Annotated in this window: 1 protein-coding gene; it reads left to right on the top strand. The window is 36.3% G+C overall.

Annotation, left to right across the window (positions count from 1 at the left end):
* Window positions 1-1,395: 1,395 nt before the first annotated feature.
* A partial coding sequence (locus tag DD606_RS24820) for a hypothetical protein (protein WP_139158364.1) occupies window positions 1,396-1,993 on the top strand: 598 nt, incomplete at its 3' end.

Raw genomic sequence — 1,993 nt, 5'->3', positions numbered from 1 at the left:
ACTGCCGTTCTGGTTTCTGTGTGAGTCGAGTAGGAAGACATTTCAAATGTTGAATTCGAAAAAGTGTCTGACACTTCTTTAAGGATAGTGTGCAAGGGATTGCCTTAATTAACACTTTCTTTGATGGATACTCTACTGGAGGTTTCTCAAAATATGCCTTGGTTTCCTGATATACAACCAAATCTAAGGTTCATAAAGACTTATGAAGCCCTGGATAGAGTACTTATCGTTGTATTGACTTGTTGTCAATTTCTTCCACTTGACTTGATTGAGACTTATGTCAAGCTTCCAATACCTTGTATGCAACGTCTCCTGTAACAACTTTAATCAAGTTAGCTATTCTTTCACAAAGACTGTATAAATTTTGCTAACTATTGTGATTGGTCTGTGTGTATCACTACAAATCAAGCTATGGGAGTTAGCAAATGACTTTCAAATTCGACTTTGGCAATAAATCAAAGGATTAATTTGCAACTTGAAAATTGAGTGAACATGTACCAATTTGGATCCGATTGAACCCAAAATTTTCCGATGGCTTTGTATTATGCTGGTATAACACTATACAAGTTCAAAAGTCAAAATTGGTGTCCTTGGATAGCAGTAGTACATAATTACAATTATTTACTTTTGTCAATTTTTTACACTTTTTGGCTTGGTTTGCCAAGTATACAACCTGTTAAGGTCCTTGGACAAGTTTCACTAAGTTTGGACAAAATCTGTTCAAGTTTATCAACTGTTTTGTGTCTGCGGACTCAGTTTTCAAGAATCTGGCTTAAGTCTCACTTTTGTGATCCAAATTTCACCAAAATTGATTTGTGTGGTCTACTTGATATGCTTGACCTTGTGGTATACTCAAATGTGCAAGATTATCAATTTTTGAAGCAGATGTAAATAATTGCGATTATTTACTCCAGCTATATTTTTGCAAATTTCTGTCCCAAATTTGACACAGATCTGTTAAGCACCTCAAGTTAAGATCTCTAGCCAAGTTTCATCAAGTTTGGACAATTTTTGGTCAAATGGTCATCAATTATCTATCCGCAGACTAACTTTGCAAATTTGGTCACAATTTTCAATCCAGTGATCCAAATCTTACCAAATTTGGTTTGTGGGCTTATTACAACATGGTAAAGCTAGTGGTATGCTAACTTGGTCAAAAAAGTTGAAAAATAGGGTAGATGTAAATAATCGTGATTATTTATATTTGACAAAATTTTGCAATTTGTTTGGTCAACTAAGCATGTTCATCACATCAATATAAGCCTATGAATAAAGTTTCAACAAGTTTGGATAACTTTTTTCTCAATTCACACTCAAGGTTCAAAAAGTCAGTACAAACTTTAGTTTTCACCCAGTTTTTTATCAGTTTAGTGATCCAAATCTCTTGGTGTGGACATGAATGTATTGAAAGAGCGCTTGAGCAAAGTTGAGAGTGATCATGTATTGAAAGAGGAAACGATAGATACAATACGACATGATGTATGTGAGATGAGAAATGCATCCAAATCATGGGCTGATATATGTAAGGATAATGTGGTTTCTACATCTCCTATTACGCAAGCCGTTGTCCAAGCAAAGAATGTAGAGAATGTGGACACTCAAGAATTGCAAGAACGACAAAAACGCTCAAAGAACATCGTCATTCGTGGAATCAAGGAGGAAAGCATGGAAACACCCCAATCTCTTGCGGTTTCTATTGAAGAGTTTTTTGCTACACACTTTGGCATGTCAGGAATCATGGCTTATGGTGCACATCGAGTTGGAAAACAAGGAGTCCCTCGCTCGGGAGAAAGACCTATTGTATGTACCATGGCTGATGAGGTAAAGAGAAAGATCATCCTTGACAATGGTTGGATCTACCTCAAAGGAACGGGTTGTAATGTATATGAGGATCGCACTCTTATGCAACAAAATGTACGTCGCAAAGTATACGAGGAAAGAAGCAAGAAGGTTAAGGTATCATCTCAAGAAGAAAAGGCACTTGAGGAGGATG

The sequence above is a fragment of the Enterobacter cloacae complex sp. GF14B genome, assembly GCF_004136805.1.
In the GTDB taxonomy this organism is placed as follows: Bacteria; Pseudomonadota; Gammaproteobacteria; order Enterobacterales; family Enterobacteriaceae; genus Enterobacter; species Enterobacter hormaechei_C.
This window is presented reverse-complemented; position numbering and strand designations above follow the sequence as displayed.